General features: G+C 41.8%; 15 protein-coding genes, 1 pseudogene and 2 other annotated features. All 16 genes and pseudogenes read right to left on the bottom strand.

The window, feature by feature from the left end; translation table 11 throughout:
* Positions 1-116 precede the first annotated feature (116 nt).
* Positions 117-2,774 (bottom strand): annotated as a pseudogene (rpoB, locus tag ACO1D1_RS05960) (DNA-directed RNA polymerase subunit beta); the annotation flags it as partial.
* A 254-nt stretch (positions 2,775-3,028) separates the two neighbouring features.
* The gene (locus tag ACO1D1_RS05955; protein WP_423335262.1) at positions 3,029-3,628 is read right to left on the bottom strand and encodes a class I SAM-dependent methyltransferase; all 600 of its coding nucleotides are present in this window, start codon (positions 3,626-3,628) and stop codon (positions 3,029-3,031) included.
* Between the two features lie 91 nt (positions 3,629-3,719).
* Entirely contained in the window at positions 3,720-4,082 is a 363-nt protein-coding gene (gene rplL / locus ACO1D1_RS05950) for a 50S ribosomal protein L7/L12 (RefSeq protein WP_423335261.1), read from the bottom strand.
* A gap of 59 nt (positions 4,083-4,141) precedes the next feature.
* The gene (rplJ, locus tag ACO1D1_RS05945) at positions 4,142-4,642 is read right to left on the bottom strand and encodes a 50S ribosomal protein L10 (RefSeq protein WP_149868099.1); all 501 of its coding nucleotides are present in this window, start codon (positions 4,640-4,642) and stop codon (positions 4,142-4,144) included.
* 33 nt (positions 4,643-4,675) lie between these two features.
* Positions 4,676-4,819, bottom strand: a sequence feature (ribosomal protein L10 leader region).
* Between the two features lie 54 nt (positions 4,820-4,873).
* Entirely contained in the window at positions 4,874-5,572 is a 699-nt protein-coding gene (rplA, locus tag ACO1D1_RS05940) for a 50S ribosomal protein L1 (protein ID WP_149868098.1), read from the bottom strand.
* Positions 5,573-5,682: 110 nt separating this feature from the next.
* Positions 5,683-6,108 carry a 50S ribosomal protein L11 gene (rplK, locus tag ACO1D1_RS05935; RefSeq protein ID WP_149868097.1) on the bottom strand — a complete coding sequence of 142 codons (426 nt, stop codon included), beginning with the start codon at positions 6,106-6,108 and terminating at the stop codon, positions 5,683-5,685.
* 222 nt (positions 6,109-6,330) lie between these two features.
* Positions 6,331-6,864: a transcription termination/antitermination protein NusG gene (nusG, locus tag ACO1D1_RS05930; protein WP_149868096.1), complete on the bottom strand. Its 534-nt coding sequence runs from the start codon at positions 6,862-6,864 to the stop codon at positions 6,331-6,333.
* Positions 6,865-7,182: 318 nt separating this feature from the next.
* The gene (gene secE, locus ACO1D1_RS05925; RefSeq protein WP_149868095.1) at positions 7,183-7,365 is read right to left on the bottom strand and encodes a preprotein translocase subunit SecE; all 183 of its coding nucleotides are present in this window, start codon (positions 7,363-7,365) and stop codon (positions 7,183-7,185) included.
* A 49-nt stretch (positions 7,366-7,414) separates the two neighbouring features.
* Positions 7,415-7,561, bottom strand: a complete 147-nt coding sequence (gene rpmG, locus ACO1D1_RS05920) for a 50S ribosomal protein L33 (RefSeq protein ID WP_423335260.1) — start codon at positions 7,559-7,561, stop codon at positions 7,415-7,417.
* Between the two features lie 118 nt (positions 7,562-7,679).
* The gene (gene sigH / locus ACO1D1_RS05915; RefSeq protein ID WP_423335259.1) at positions 7,680-8,330 is read right to left on the bottom strand and encodes an RNA polymerase sporulation sigma factor SigH; all 651 of its coding nucleotides are present in this window, start codon (positions 8,328-8,330) and stop codon (positions 7,680-7,682) included.
* 70 nt (positions 8,331-8,400) lie between these two features.
* Complete coding sequence (locus ACO1D1_RS05910; RefSeq protein WP_149868092.1) at positions 8,401-8,910, bottom strand: NYN domain-containing protein; 510 nt, start codon at positions 8,908-8,910, stop codon at positions 8,401-8,403.
* Positions 8,911-8,913: 3 nt separating this feature from the next.
* Complete coding sequence (gene rlmB, locus ACO1D1_RS05905) at positions 8,914-9,657, bottom strand: 23S rRNA (guanosine(2251)-2'-O)-methyltransferase RlmB (protein ID WP_423335258.1); 744 nt, start codon at positions 9,655-9,657, stop codon at positions 8,914-8,916.
* Positions 9,654-10,079, bottom strand: coding sequence for a Mini-ribonuclease 3 (locus ACO1D1_RS05900; RefSeq protein ID WP_149868090.1), 426 nt, complete (start codon positions 10,077-10,079; stop codon positions 9,654-9,656). The genes rlmB and ACO1D1_RS05900 overlap by 4 nt, the downstream gene beginning before the upstream one ends.
* Positions 10,080-10,082: 3 nt before the next feature.
* On the bottom strand, positions 10,083-11,480 hold the full coding sequence (gene cysS, locus ACO1D1_RS05895; protein ID WP_423335257.1) for a cysteine--tRNA ligase: 1,398 nt from the start codon (positions 11,478-11,480) through the stop codon (positions 10,083-10,085).
* Positions 11,461-12,135, bottom strand: coding sequence for a serine O-acetyltransferase (gene cysE / locus ACO1D1_RS05890; RefSeq protein WP_423335256.1), 675 nt, complete (start codon positions 12,133-12,135; stop codon positions 11,461-11,463). The genes cysS and cysE overlap by 20 nt, the downstream gene beginning before the upstream one ends.
* 257 nt (positions 12,136-12,392) lie before the next feature.
* Positions 12,393-12,656: a binding site (T-box leader), on the bottom strand.
* A 47-nt stretch (positions 12,657-12,703) separates the two neighbouring features.
* On the bottom strand, positions 12,704-14,161 hold the full coding sequence (gene gltX / locus ACO1D1_RS05885; protein WP_423335255.1) for a glutamate--tRNA ligase: 1,458 nt from the start codon (positions 14,159-14,161) through the stop codon (positions 12,704-12,706).
* Positions 14,162-14,174 lie beyond the last annotated feature (13 nt).

The raw sequence follows: 14,174 nt of genomic DNA, 5'->3' as shown, positions 1-14,174 counted from the left end.
TTTTTTAGCGTATATCGTTCAGTTATGCAGCCGATATTAACCCCAAACCCAACAACCTAGATAGGCGTTTTCGCATTTATCGTGAAACGCTTTCGCGTTTTTCGTGCGCCGCTTCATACAATACCACCGCCGCCATGTGGAACTCTTAGTGAAGTATCGCGTACTTCACGTGCTTTTTCACCGAAAATAGCATGTAAAAGACGTTCTTCAGCTGTTAATTCTGTCACACCTTTAGGCGTTACTTTACCAACGAGGAGATCTCCGTCCTTCACCTCAGCACCAGTGCGAATAATACCGCGTTCATCCAAATTACGAAGGGCATCTTCCCCAACGTTTGGAATGTCACGGGTAATTTCTTCTGGTCCAAGTTTTGTATCACGTGATTCTGACTCATATTCTTCAATATGAATAGAGGTATATACATCATCTTTAACTAAACGTTCACTCATGATGATGGCATCTTCATAGTTATAGCCATCCCATGTCATAAAGGCAACTAGAACGTTCCGTCCAAGGGCTAATTCACCAACCTCCATTGAAGGGCCGTCAGCAAGAATTTCGCCTTTTTTCACCCGGTTGCCGACAGCAACGATTGGACGTTGGTTATAGCAGGTACCTTGGTTGGAGCGGATAAATTTCAACAGTCGATATTTTTTAAGATCGCCTTTTACTTCTTGGCCATCTACTTCTTTCGTTTGACGAACCCATACTTCACGAGCTTCAACATGTTCGACAATCCCGTCATGTTTACATATAACGGCGGCACCTGAGTCTTTACCTGAAACATATTCCATACCTGTTCCAACCCTAGGGGCCTCCGGCTGCATGAGCGGCACTGCCTGACGCTGCATGTTCGCACCCATCAAGGCACGGTTTGAGTCATCATTTTCAAGGAACGGGATACATGCTGTTGCCGCAGAAACAACCTGCTTTGGCGATACATCCATGTAATCGATCCGGTCCCGATTTACAACCGTGTTTTCACCGCGGAAACGAGCAACAACTTCATCATCAAGGAATGAACCATCGTCACCAAGACGGGAGTTCGCTTGGGCTACCACGTAATTATCTTCTTCATCTGCTGTTAAGTAATCGATCCGGCTCGTTACTTTCCCGGTGTCAGGGTCAACACGGCGGTACGGTGTTTCAATAAAGCCGAAGCGGTTTACCTTCGCGTACGATGATAATGAGTTAATCAGCCCGATGTTTGGACCTTCCGGTGTTTCAATCGGACACATACGGCCGTAGTGTGAATAGTGAACGTCACGTACTTCCATGCCGGCACGCTCACGTGTCAATCCACCCGGTCCGAGTGCAGATAAACGACGCTTATGAGTTAATTCAGCAAGCGGGTTCGTTTGATCCATGAATTGTGATAATTGAGAGCTTCCAAAGAACTCTTTAATCGACGCAATGACAGGACGAATATTAATCAATTGCTGCGGTGTAATCGTTGCTGTGTCTTGAATGGACATTCTTTCACGAACAACTCGCTCCATCCGCGACAAACCAATCCGGAATTGATTCTGCAACAGCTCTCCGACAGAACGAAGACGTCTGTTACCTAGATGGTCAATATCATCTGTATCGCCTACTCCGTGCAATAAATTGAAGAAGTAGCTAATCGATGCAATAATATCTGCCGATGTAATATTTTTAATTGGTTCAGCCACATAGGCATTGCCCAATACATTAATCACTTTTTCATTTTCATCGCCAGGAGCGTAAATTTTAATGCCTTGAAGGATGACTTCCTCATCCACTACTCCGCCAACAGGATTAAAGCTTTTGAAATTAATATTCTTTTCAAGAGCCGGCAAAATTCTGTCAAGGTTTCTCCTATCAAGGAGTGTACCTTTTTCAGCAATAATTTCGCCTGTTTCTGGATCGGCAAGTGACTCCGCTAAGCGTTGATTGAATAAACGGTTTTTAATATGGAGCTTTTTGTTAATCTTGTAACGGCCAACATTCGCTAAATCATAGCGCTTAGGGTCAAAGAAGCGTGACACCAATAAGCTCTTGGCATTGTCAACGGTCGGCGGTTCACCCGGACGAAGACGCTCATAAATTTCTAAAAGCGCTTTGTCAACACCCTCTGTGTTGTCCTTTTCAAGCGTGTTACGGATATACTCGTTATCCCCGATCAAATCAATGATTTCCTGATCGGAACCGAAGCCTAGTGCACGCAAAAGAACCGTAACGGGCAGTTTCCGAGTACGATCTATTCTCACATATACGACGTCTTTGGCGTCAGTTTCATATTCCAGCCAAGCGCCGCGGTTCGGAATGACAGTCGCTGTGAAGCCCTTTTTGCCGTTTTTATCAAGTTTTCCGCTAAAATAAACACTCGGTGAACGAACTAATTGTGAAACAATAACGCGTTCTGCTCCATTAATGACAAACGTGCCCGTTTCCGTCATTAGTGGAAAATCACCCATGAAGACATCTTGATCTTTTACTTCGCCAGTTTCTTTGTTTACAAGACGTACTTTTACACGCAATGGAGCAGAATATGTAACGTCCCGTTCTTTTGATTCTTCAACAGAATACTTTGGATCGCCAAGGCTGTAATCAATAAATTCTAGTGATAGGTTACCAGTAAAGTCTTCGATTGGCGAAATATCCTGGAACATTTCACGCAATCCCTCATCCAGAAACCATTGATATGAAGAGGTTTGGATTTCAATAAGATTTGGTAATTCTAAAACTTCACTGATTCGTGCGTAACTTCTTCGTTGGCGGTGTCGTCCATACTGAACTAGTTGACCTGTCAACTGATTCACCCCTCAAATCAAGCGTTATTTAATAAATCTATTTACGTCTAGTAGAAGCCATAAAGGAATCCTAGTAGACAAAAAGAAAAAGGGTTTTTTACTCAAAAACCACATTTTCATATTTCGACTATTATTTTGTCATCATTTCCTTCAAATTCCATTTTTATACTTAAAAAATAAGTATTTTAAGGAATAAATCGGAAATTATTATGATGGCATTTTATAATGCTACCACAACTGACTTTTTGAGTCAACTATTTTATTGCTTTTATAATAAAATAGCCCTTTGATCTGTCAATCGTTTCTACGTGGGAAAATAATTCTTTTAATTTTTCAATTGCAGATGGTGCTCCTTGCTTCTTTTGAATAACAACCCAAATTTCGCCTCCAGAAACAAGATGCTCGCAGCTTTGTTCAAAAATTTCATGTACAATCTTTTTTCCTGCCCTAATCGGAGGATTGGTTAAAATGGCAGCAAAATTATTTTCCTTTACAGAAAATAACCGGTCGCTTTCATAGATTTCAACATTTTCAATCCGGTTTAGCACCGCATTTTCCTTCGCTAGCTGAATTGCCCGTTCATTAACATCCACCATGTGAATCCTACTGCCGGGATAAGCTTTAGCGATCGATAAACCAATCGGACCATAACCGCAGCCTACATCAAGCACAAGTCCTTCCGCTTCTGGCATAACAAAAGATTCAATCAATAAACGCGAGCCAAAATCAACTTCTCTTTTCGAAAAAACACCGTTGTCCGTTTTAAAGCGGAAATGATGGTTTTTCAGCGTATAATCCCAATAGATCGGATCACTATCAACATTTTGAGTTCGAGAATAGTAGTGTTCAGTCACCTGACTCACCTCCCGGGGAGTTTTAATTGAAGGTTTCCTGAGGATAAGCCAAAAAAAGCCCGCTTATACAGCGAGCTTTTTTATAGTAAAATTACTTAATTTCAACGTTAGCTCCAACTTCATCAAGCTTAGCTTTGATTGCTTCAGCGTCTTCTTTAGAGATGCCTTCTTTAAGTGCTTTTGGAGTGTTGTCAACAAGGTCTTTTGCTTCTTTAAGTCCAAGACCAGTGATTTCACGAACAACTTTGATAACCTTGATTTTTTGGTCTCCAGCGCCAGCTAGGATAACATCAAATTCAGTTTGTTCTTCAACAGCAGCAGCACCAGCTCCGCCAGCCATTGCTACAGGAGCAGCAGCAGTTACGCCGAATTCTTCTTCGATTGCTTTTACAAGATCGTTAAGTTCTAAAACAGTCATAGATTTAACTGCTTCAATGATTTGTTCTTTAGTCATGATTAAGTTTCCTCCTTAGTTTTCGTTACGATTTATTTTGTTAGGCTGTTAGTTTTAGCTTACGCGCCTTGTTCTTCTTTTTGATCTGCCACAGCTTTTGCAGCAAGAGCAAGATTGCGAATTGGTGCTTGTAGTACGCTGAGTAGCATAGAAAGCAAGCCTTCGCGTGATGGTAGATCTGCAAGAGCTTTAATCTCTTCTGCCGTTGCGACGTTACCTTCGATTACACCTGCTTTAAGTTCAAGTGCCTCATGTTTTTTCGCAAAGTCATTTAAGATTTTAGCTGGTGCTACTACATCTTCCGTACTGAACGCGATAGCGTTCGGACCTGTTAATGCTTCATTTAAGCCAGCAAGCTCAGCTGCTTCAGCCGCACGACGTGTCATTGAGTTTTTGTAAACTTTGAATTCAACGCCTGCTTCACGAAGTTGTTTACGAAGTTCAGTTACTTCAGAAACTGTAAGTCCGCGGTAATCAACAACAACTGTTGATACACTCGCTTTTAACTTACCAGCAATTTCGTCAACGATCTGTTTTTTTACTTCGATTGCACTGCTCATCTTTACACCTCCTGTAGATTGTCTACATTTATACCCGGCATGTAAATGCCTCCATATCAATCTAGACATGGAGGCAGCATATACTAGCTGAATCATCAGCCAATTCTATTCGCTACACCTCGGCAGGAAATTAAGCCTAACGGCACCTGCTGTCTACAGTACAAATGTTTATTATTTTAAACAACAAAATAGATTATAGTAAATCTATTTTGTTTTGTCAATTGGAAGATTTTACTTAACTGCAACAGATGAAGGATCTACCTTAACACCAGGGCCCATTGTTGAAGCAACTGTTACGTTCTTCATGTACGTACCTTTTGCAGCAGCAGGTTTTACTTTTACCATTGTTTCAAATACAGTGTTGAAGTTTTCAACAAGCTTTTCGTTTTCGAAAGAAGCTTTGCCGATTGGTACATGAATGTTACCAGACTTATCAACGCGGTATTCAACTTTACCTGCTTTGATTTCATTGATTGCTCTTGTTACATCAAATGTAACAGTACCGGTTTTAGGGTTTGGCATTAAGCCTTTAGGTCCTAATACACGTCCAAGTTTACCAACTTCACCCATCATGTCAGGAGTTGCTACGATGACATCAAAGTCAAACCAACCTTGTTGGATTTTGTTGATGTATTCTGCATCGCCTACATAATCAGCACCAGCTGCTTCCGCTTCCTTCACTTTCTCACCCTTCGCGAATACTAAAACGCGTTGAGTTTTACCAGTTCCGTTTGGAAGTACAACTGCGCCACGGATTTGTTGGTCAGCTTTCTTAGGGTCAACGCCTAAACGGAAAGCTACTTCAAGAGTCGCATCAAATTTTGTGTAGTTTGTTTTCTTTGCAAGGTCAATTGCTTCTGCAATCGGGTAAGCTTTTAAGCGATCTACAAGCTTTGAAGCTTCTAAATACTTTTTACCTTTTTTAGCCATTTTTATTTCCTCCTAGAATGTGGTTTTAACGTTGAATAACTCCCACGAAAAAGGTTGCGAGTGAACAATCAGCTACGCAACCCCATCATTTCAACAATAATTTACATGGATTAGTCTTCGATCGTGATACCCATGCTGCGTGCAGTACCTTCAACCATGCGCATTGCTGCTTCGACGCTAGCTGCGTTAAGGTCAGGCATTTTTTGTTCCGCAATCTCGCGTACTTTATCACGCTTTACTGTTGCTACTTTATTACGGTTAGGTTCACCTGAACCAGACTGAATTCCAGCTGCTACTTTTAAAAGAACTGCAGCAGGAGGAGTTTTCGTAATAAATGTAAATGAACGGTCTTCAAATACCGTGATTTCAACAGGAATGATTAATCCAGCTTGATCTGCTGTACGAGCATTAAATTCCTTACAGAATCCCATGATATTAACACCAGCTTGACCTAATGCAGGACCAACCGGCGGCGCTGGATTAGCTTTACCAGCAGGAATTTGTAATTTAACGACTTTAATTACTTTTTTAGCCACGAGACACACCTCCTTAAAGTCCGTGATGTGGTAAATGGGATCACAAGGAACCCTCCCACTCAGGCATTCGTCTTTATATAAAAATCATAAAGAACTATACAATAGTCTTGTCTCACATTGGAGACATACTGACCTTTGAAATATTACCACTTTTTAAAAATGATTTCAAGTTTTTTTACAATATAAGATTATTTTTCTTTAAAAATTGCCTGAAATGTGCACTTACAATTTTTCAATTTGTGTAAATTCTAGTTCTACTGGGGTATCGCGGCCGAACATATTGACTAGAACTTTTAGCTTTGCTTTGTCCTTGTCCATTTCTTCCACTGAACCAGTAAAGTTCGCAAATGGACCCTCTTTTACACGGACCGTTTCACCAATTTCATAATCTACATCGACCCGTTTCTCTTCCACACCCATGCGCTTCAGTAACCCTATTACTTCTTCCGGCAACAACGGTGTCGGTTTTGAACCCGAACCGGCAGAGCCGACGAATCCAGTAACACCAGGGGTATTCCGTACGACATACCAGGAATCATCTGTCATCACAAGCTCGACCAATACATACCCAGGGAAGACCTTCCGCTTCACAACTTTTTTCTTGCCATTTTTGATTTCTGTTTCTTCTTCTTCAGGGACAACGACACGGAAAATTTTATCCGACATGCCCATTGATTCCACCCGTTTTTCTAAATTCGCTTTTACTTTATTTTCATAACCTGAGTAAGTATGGACAACATACCAATTCTTTTCCATTTCAGAGGACTAAATGTCCTTCCCTCCCTATAATAACCTTATTATTTGATTTACAAAGTATAAAATTTTGACTTTGAGAAATGTCCAGCTCCAGCGCCCTAGCGGCTAGTGTCCTTCGCTCTCCGCCCTACGATAAGTCAACAACGAATCGCCTTCGGCTCTTCGTGTTTCCTTTATCTCGGTTGGAGTGCTCCAGGCCATACGCCGCTGAACAGGGCACTTGCGCTTTTCTTTTAGACAAATTAAAAAACCCGTCAAAACGGGCTTTTAGTTAAAAATTCCTTTATTGATTACCATTATACCATGAATGATGACGGATTATTCAAGAATTAGACGAATCAATTTTGAAATACCCAAATCCAGAACGGCAAAGAACACTCCAAAAAAAACAACGGTTGATAAAACTGTAATCGTTGAACGAGTCAGTTCGGCACGCTTTGGCCAGCTGACCTTTCTCATTTCACGGACAATATCACTGAAGAACTTCTTAATACGCTGCATATTTCGAACCCCCAACTATCTTTATCAGCAATGCTAGTATCTATGATTATTATTTTGTTTCCCTGTGGATGGTATGGGTTGCGCAAGTTTTACAAAATTTCTTTAATACTAAACGTTCGGTTTGCTCCTGCTTGCCGGCAGTCGAATAATTCCGAGAGCCGCACTCAGCACAGGCAAGGATAACTTTTTTGTTCATATTCGACACCTGTAGTCATTTTTCTATAATTTCTTTAAAAATGTAACACGACCCCTAATTAATGTCAATATCCACTGAGAGCGGATTCAATATGAATGACATCAATCCCTTTTCGCCGTTACAGTGAGAATTCTCGGATTTCTAAGTAACGCTCCAGCTTCCTTTTCACACGCTGAAGAGCATTATCAATCGATTTAACATGACGATTCAGTTCCTCAGAAATTTCCTGATAGGATTGGCCATCTAAATAAAGCGCCAATACTTTCCTTTCCAAGTCACTTAACAATTCCGTCATTTTCACTTCAATGTGGTCAAATTCTTCCTGATTAATGATTAACTCTTCGGGATCCAATACCTTCGCTCCAGACAAGACATCCATTAAGGTTCGGTCTGATTCTTCATCATAAATAGGCTTGTCCAAAGATACATAAGAATTTAGCGGAATATGCTTTTGCCGTGTTGCAGTCTTAATTGCCGTGATAATTTGGCGGGTTATGCATAGCTCGGCAAATGCTTTAAACGAGGTAAGCTTGTCCTCTCGGAAATCACGAATCGCCTTATAAAGGCCAATCATCCCCTCCTGGACGATATCCTCTTTATCTGCTCCAATTAAAAAATAGGATCTTGCTTTTGCACGCACAAAATTACGATACTTATGGATTAAATAATCCAATGCTTCACTATCACCTTGGTGTACCAAATCGACAATTTCTTCGTCTTCCATCACGAAAAAATGCTCGTTGATCTTAGTTCCGAATTCTGTACTCAAAGTAGATCCCCTCCACCCGAACGTGCATAGATATTACTAGTATACATTAGAAATTTTTTGAAGTCGAGGTTCATTTCTGTCCTCTGCGCCATTTTTCGAAAATTTCTGCCATTTCATCACTAATCGGAATTTTGGAAACTGGTTTCTTTTCCTGAATCTTTTTTACTTTCTTTTCAATGCCTTTTTCGATTGATGACATTTCCAACAGCAGTTCCCGAGCGGATTTACGTAAAGCGCCTTGTCCAAAAATCGCCCATTGCTCTGTGAAATCCGAGGTGGCTACATGAACTTGTGTTTTCCGATTACTTAAGCTAATGGCCATTTTTTCAATCCGCTCATCTGCCGTTTCGTTTTCCTTTGTGAAAATGACTTCTACTTTATGATTTTTATATTTTTTCTCTGTCCCTTGCACATAATAGGCATCAAATACAACAATGACTCGGTAGCCGGAAAACGCTTGATATTCCGCCATTCTTTCAACCAAGCGATCCCTTGCGGCGGGTAAATCCCGCTCCTTTAATGCCCTTAGCTCCGGCCAGGCTCCGATAATGTTATATCCGTCGACAAGCAGGATATCCATATGCTACCTCTCAAGCGGGTGCCGTTTACGATAAACCTCATACATAAGCAGGGATGCCGCGACTGAAGCATTTAACGAGGTCACTTTTCCGACCATCGGCAACTGAATCAGAAAATCGCATTTATCACGAATTAACCGTCCCATTCCTTTTCCCTCGCTGCCGATTACTAAACCAAGCGGAAGCGTACCATCCAGCTGGCGATAATCTTCCTTTCCTTTCGCATCGGTACCGGCAATCCAAACACCCCGTTCTTTTAATTCATCAATTGTCCGCGCCATATTGGTCACACGGACAACCGGGATATATTCAATTGCGCCCGTTGAAGCTTTGGCAACGGTAGCCGTTAACCCCACTGCCCTTCGCTTTGGAATTATAATGCCATGCGCCCCGGCTGCATCAGCCGTTCTCATAATCGAGCCAAGATTATGTGGATCCTCAATTTCATCCAACAGTAAAAAGAATGGGGATTCGTTCTTTTTCTCTGCTGCAGCAAATAAATCATCCATTTCTGCATATTGATAGGCAGCGACATAGGCTAGCACACCTTGATGATTTTGATCGGTGATTTGATCGATTTTCTTCTTCGGGACAAATTGGACAATCACTTGTGCTTCCTTGGCCAATTGGGTAATCTGCTGCATTTGACCTCGCTGTGATCCCTCCGCTATGAGGATTTTATTAATATCCCTTTCCGATATAAGTGCCTCGATCACAGGATTCTTTCCAACGATATATTCCTGGTTCATAATCCCGTTCCTCCTTTCAGATCATCAACATATAGAAATGCCTTTTCCACGAGCTCTTCCAGCCGTTCCTTTTTACCTTCCAAAAATAAATACCCCATTAACGCCTCAAACGCTGTGCTGTAACGATAGGTCTGCACATCCGTATTTTTCGGAACCGTGCCTGACTTTGCATTTCTGCCGCGCATGACCACCGCTGCTTCTTCGTCAGTTAAAATGTGAATATCCATTAAGTGAAAAAGAATTTGACATTGTGCCTTTGCCGAAACGTACTTGGTCGCTAAACGATGCAATTGATGCGGTCTTACCTTGCCGTTATAGAGAAGATGCCGTCTTACATACGACTCAAAAACTGCATCTCCCATATAGGCTAGGGCGAGGCTATTCAATTGTTTCGCATTGATGTTGTTTTCATAATCAAGCATGAATTAGCCTCTTTTCCACCTTGTACCTTGTGCGGTATCTTCTAAAATAATATTCATTTCTTTAAGCTGATCTCTGATTTGATCAGATAATTGGAAATTGCGGTCCTTCCGCGCCTGGTTTCGCTTTTCAATCAGAGCGTCAATTTCCTCGTCAAGCATTTCCTCCGTTCCAAGTGAAAGTCCGAGCACTTGGAATAGTTCCTCAAATTGACTGACAAAGGCATCAATGACTTCGACTGCCGTATTTTTCTCTAGCAGGTAATAATTGGCCAGCTTAGAAAGTTCAAATAAAACGGATATTGCTAAAGCAGTATTAAAATCATCATCCATTGCTTCAATAAACTGGTCTTTTAAGGCGGCTATTTTATCCAGCCACTCCTGGTTATGGTCAGTTAAGTCAGTACTTGCTTCTTTCCGGTGTTTTAAATTTTGATAAGAAGTGGTCAGACGTTCTAGAGCAGCTTTTGTGCTCTCCAATAATTCTTCGCTGTAATTAATCGGATTCCGGTAATGAACAGACAGCATAAAGAATCGTAACACTTGTGGATTATGGTGTTTAATAATGTCATGAACCAAAACAAAGTTACCTAACGACTTTGACATTTTTTCATTATCAATATTAATATAGCCATTATGCATCCAGTAACGTGAGAACTGCTTACCTGATAAAGCTTCCGATTGGGCGATCTCGTTTTCATGGTGCGGGAAGGTTAAATCCTGTCCCCCCGCATGGATATCGATCGTTTCACCGAGATACTTTTTTGCCATCGCCGAGCATTCAATATGCCAGCCCGGCCGTCCCGGCCCCCATGGACTCTCCCAGAAGATTTCCCCTTCCTTGACTGCTTTCCATAAGGCAAAGTCCAAATCATCCTCTTTCTTATCACCGACTTCAATCCTTGCTCCGACCTGCAGATCATCGATGGATTGGTGGGAAAGTTTGCCGTATTCATCAAATCGGCGAGTGCGGAAATATACATCTCCTTCTGATTCATAAGCATAGCCCTTTTCGACTAATTGGCTGATGAAATCAATAATGATATCCATGTTTTCCATAACGCGGGGATGGATATCTGCTTTTTTGCAGCCTAATGCGGTGACATCTTCAAAATAGGCATGAATGAAGCGGTCAGCAATTGCCGGAACATCTTCTCCCAACTGATTGGCTGCCCGAATTAACTTGTCATCTACATCAGTAAAGTTGGATACAAATTTGACATCATAGCCTCGGTATTCAAAATAACGTCTGACCGTATCAAATACAATTGCCGGACGGGCATTGCCAATATGGATATAATTATAGACGGTTGGACCGCAGACATACATTTTCACTTTTCCTTCTTCAAGCGGTATGAATGCTTCCTTTTTTCTTGTTAATGTATTATAAAGTTGAATGGCCATTGACTTTAATCCTTTCTTCTTTTAATTCATCCAATTCTTGCTTCAACATATTTAATTCTGTCTGCATTTCTTTTAAACGGTCAGCAACCGGATCCGGCAGGTTGCAGTGGTCTAAGTCTTTATCTTTATTAATTCGTTTTCCGTCCTGAATAACCACCCTGCCAGGAATCCCTACAACTGTTGAATTAGGGGGAACCTCTATTAAGACTACAGAGCCGCCGCCAATTTTGGAATTTTCCCCAATGGTAATCGAACCCAGCACCTTTGCACCCGTGGCAATAAGGACATTATCTCTAATGGTAGGATGCCGTTTCCCCTTTTCTTTACCCGTGCCGCCAAGCGTTACTCCTTGATATATAGTTACATTATCCCCAATTTCACAGGTTTCTCCTATGACGACTCCCATTCCATGGTCAATAAAAAATCTCCTGCCTATTTTTGCCCCAGGATGGATTTCAATCCCCGTAAAAAATCGGCTTACTTGTGAGATAACACGTGCAATGAAAAATAATTTTCGATTAAAGAATGCGTGTGCGAACCGGTGTGCCCATATGGCATGTAAGCCTGAATACGTTAAGATGACTTCCATGTAGCTTCTTGCGGCTGGATCTTGTTCAAAAACAACCTCAACGTCCTCCTTCAACTTTTTGAACATCGCTATTCCCCCTGTTTTTTTTTGCAAAATAATTAGAAAAGCGCAAGCGCCTTGTTCAGCCCCGATAAAGGGAGACATAGTCGATTGGAAATCGGCTTAGTCTCCCTTTATGCGAACAGAAAGCGATAGCTTTCTGTAGCCAAGTACAAGACGAGCCGGCCGAAAGGTTGTTTTTTAAACCTTTTCGACGGATTGGCTTGTGACCTCGAGGGGCTAGGCGCTGGAGCTAGACAACAAAAAAGCGCCTCTGTCATTTCGACAGAGACGCTTGATGCGTGGTTCCACTCTGATTAGACCGATTAGCTTCGCGCGCCTTCGTAAAAAATACGGGCATCCTGAGCTAAAAAGTCTCACTCTAACTGTTAACGGAAGGTTCCGCCCATATCTACTAGAAGTTGACTCTTTTCCAAATGAGGCTCAGAGGTGCATTTCAAATCAGGAGGGGCTTAAACCACTTTCAGCCGGTGATGGTTCTCTCTTTCAAGCATCCTTTTTCTACTTTTCCTCTTCTACGCTTTTGCGTGTATGAAATTACTTTCTTTTACTATATTACATTTCCTCTTGATTGTTAACCAATAATTTTATGAATTCTTTTTTGAACCTTATTCTTTCCTAGAAGTTCAATCGACTGCGGCAGATCCGGACCGTGTGTCTGCCCTGTTACTGCGGCACGAATCGGCATAAACAGATTTTTCCCTTTTTGGCCGGTGGTCTTTTGGACTGCCTTCATGGCTGCCTTGATGCCCTCCGCCTTAAAGCTGTCAAGCTGATCCAGTTCATCGGAAAATGCCTTTAACACTTCCGGGACTGTTTCCCCTGCTAAAATTTCCTTCGCGTCTTCTTCATATTCAGCATCCTCTTTAAAGAACATGTCTGACAGCTCCACGATTTCCGCACCAAAGCTCATTTTTTCTTGTAAAAGTGCTACTAAATCGCGGGCCCATTGATGCTCTTCATCAGTCATATTGGCACTTACACGACCTGCCTTAACTAAATGCGGCAATGAAAGCTCTAGAACGCGGTCAACCTCAATCTTTTTCATATATTGGTTGTTCATCCAGGTAAGCTTTTGCTTATCAAATAATGCAGGTGATTTAGACAGACGGGCGGCATCAAAGATCTCAATAAATTCATTCTTAGAGTACAGCTCTTCTTCGCCGGCAGGGGACCATCCAAGCAGGGTGATAAAGTTAAACAATGCTTCCGGAAGATAACCCAATTCCTCATATTGTTCAATAAACTGAATAATCGATTCATCGCGCTTACTTAACTTCTTTCTGCTTTCGTTAACGATTAATGTCATATGTCCAAAAATCGGCGCTTCCCAGCCTAATGCTTCATAGACCATTAATTGCTTTGGTGTATTGGAAATATGGTCATCACCGCGCAGAACATGAGAGATTTTCATTAAATAGTCGTCAACAGTTACCGCAAAATTATAGGTTGGTGTGCCATCCTTTTTAATGATGACCCAATCGCCCATTCCTTCTGATTCGAAAGAAACCGTACCTTTTACTAGATCATCAAACGAATAGGTCTTTCCTTCCGGCACGGCAATCCGAATGCTTGGTTTGCGGCCTTCTTGTTCCAGGCTGCGGCGGTCTTCTTCTGTTAAATGACGGCATTTACCGGAATAATGTGGAGTTTCGCCCCGCTCTGTCTGTGCCTCCCGCTCTGCTTCCAGTTCTTCTTCAGTGCAATAGCACGGATAGGCATGCCCCTCGTTTAATAATTGCTTGTAGTAGGTTTCATAGATCTCATTTCTTTCGGATTGACGGTAGGGGCCATATTCTCCGCCGACATCGACACCTTCATCCCAATCCATTCCAAGCCAGGCTAAATATTTTAATTGACTTTCCTCACCGCCGGCAATGTTCCGCTTCTTATCGGTATCCTCAATTCGAATAATAAATTTTCCGCCTTGGCTGCGAGCAAATAAATAATTGAATAACGCTGTACGGGCATTTCCAATATGTAAATGTCCTGTTGGACTTGGCGCATATCTTACACGAATGTCATTTGACATGATCATGCCTCCA

The organism is Neobacillus sp. 19 (genome assembly GCF_049463095.1).
Taxonomy (GTDB): Bacteria; Bacillota; Bacilli; order Bacillales; family Cytobacillaceae; genus Neobacillus.
This window is presented reverse-complemented; position numbering and strand designations above follow the sequence as displayed.

Coding starts and splice junctions, on each gene's coding strand:
- rplJ (WP_149868099.1), bottom strand. CDS start 4,642: ATGAGCAGTGCAATCGAAGTAAAAAAACAGATCGTTGACGAAATTGCT.
- rpmG (WP_423335260.1), bottom strand. CDS start 7,561: ATGAACAAAAAAGTTATCCTTGCCTGTGCTGAGTGCGGCTCTCGGAAT.
- rplA (WP_149868098.1), bottom strand. CDS start 5,572: ATGGCTAAAAAAGGTAAAAAGTATTTAGAAGCTTCAAAGCTTGTAGAT.
- nusG (WP_149868096.1), bottom strand. CDS start 6,864: ATGGAAAAGAATTGGTATGTTGTCCATACTTACTCAGGTTATGAAAAT.
- ACO1D1_RS05910 (WP_149868092.1), bottom strand. CDS start 8,910: ATGGATATCCTGCTTGTCGACGGATATAACATTATCGGAGCCTGGCCG.
- gltX (WP_423335255.1), bottom strand. CDS start 14,161: ATGTCAAATGACATTCGTGTAAGATATGCGCCAAGTCCAACAGGACAT.
- rplL (WP_423335261.1), bottom strand. CDS start 4,082: ATGACTAAAGAACAAATCATTGAAGCAGTTAAATCTATGACTGTTTTA.
- secE (WP_149868095.1), bottom strand. CDS start 7,365: ATGCAGCGTATTAAGAAGTTCTTCAGTGATATTGTCCGTGAAATGAGA.
- ACO1D1_RS05900 (WP_149868090.1), bottom strand. CDS start 10,079: ATGCTTGATTATGAAAACAACATCAATGCGAAACAATTGAATAGCCTC.
- cysS (WP_423335257.1), bottom strand. CDS start 11,480: ATGGCCATTCAACTTTATAATACATTAACAAGAAAAAAGGAAGCATTC.
- cysE (WP_423335256.1), bottom strand. CDS start 12,135: ATGTTCAAAAAGTTGAAGGAGGACGTTGAGGTTGTTTTTGAACAAGAT.
- rlmB (WP_423335258.1), bottom strand. CDS start 9,657: ATGAACCAGGAATATATCGTTGGAAAGAATCCTGTGATCGAGGCACTT.